This window comes from Streptomyces sp. NRRL S-37 (assembly GCF_000721605.1).
GTDB lineage: Bacteria > Actinomycetota > Actinomycetes > Streptomycetales > Streptomycetaceae > Streptomyces.
Genome location: NZ_JOIZ01000099.1, coordinates 1 through 770 on the forward strand (window position 1 = coordinate 1; position 770 = coordinate 770).

Below are 770 nucleotides of genomic sequence, written 5' to 3' on the forward strand. Positions count from 1 at the left end.
CCGTGACTACTGCCTGGCCGTCGAAGCCGCCGGCGAGGACGAGAAGGCGCGGGCCTACTGGCTGGACAGGCTCGACACCCTGCCGGCGGCCCCCGAACTCCCGCTCCTCGCCCCGCGGCAGGGGGAGCCGACGCGATTCGTACGGCGGACGCACACGGTGTCCCGGGAGCGGTGGACCCGTCTGAAGGAGAGGGCGCAGGCGCGGGGTGTGACGCCGTCGGTGCTGCTGTGCGCGGCCTACGCGGAGGCGCTCGCCCTGTGGGCGAAGGAGCCGAGCTTCACGCTGAACGTGACGATCGGCGACCGGCTGCCGCTGCACCCGCACGTGGAACGGCTGATCGGCGACTTCACCAACCTCGTCCTCCTCGAGGTCGACCGATGCCGGTCGTCTTCACGAGCGTGCTCGGCCACGAGATGCCGGGCGGCTCCGACGGAGTGCTCCCCGGACTCGGCAGGTTGCTCGACGGCGTCTCCCAAACGCCTCAGGTCCACCTCGACTGCCAGGTCCTCGAGATCGCCGGGGAGCTGATGATGAGCTGGGACGCGGTGGAGGCGCTGTTCCCGCAAGGGGTGCTGGACGGCGCCTTCGACGCGTTCGTGTCCCTGGTGGAGGAACTCGCCGACGGCGAGGAGGTGTGGGACTCGGGGTGCCCGGTGACCACGCCGGCGGCGTTGGGGGCACGGCTCGGGGACCGGGTCGTGGTCTCGATGCGTAAGGGGTGGGAGCAGGTCGCGGCGGTGCTGGGGGTGCTGCGGGCCGGGTGTGTCTA

2 protein-coding genes are annotated in these 770 nt (G+C 71.7%); both read left to right on the forward strand.

The window, feature by feature from the left end:
• On the forward strand, positions 1–529 hold a 529-nt coding region (locus IH50_RS41445; RefSeq protein ID WP_234328345.1), incomplete at its 5' end, for a condensation domain-containing protein.
• Positions 530–531: 2 nt separating this feature from the next.
• On the forward strand, positions 532–770 hold a 239-nt coding region (locus IH50_RS41450), incomplete at its 3' end, for a hypothetical protein (protein WP_158801439.1).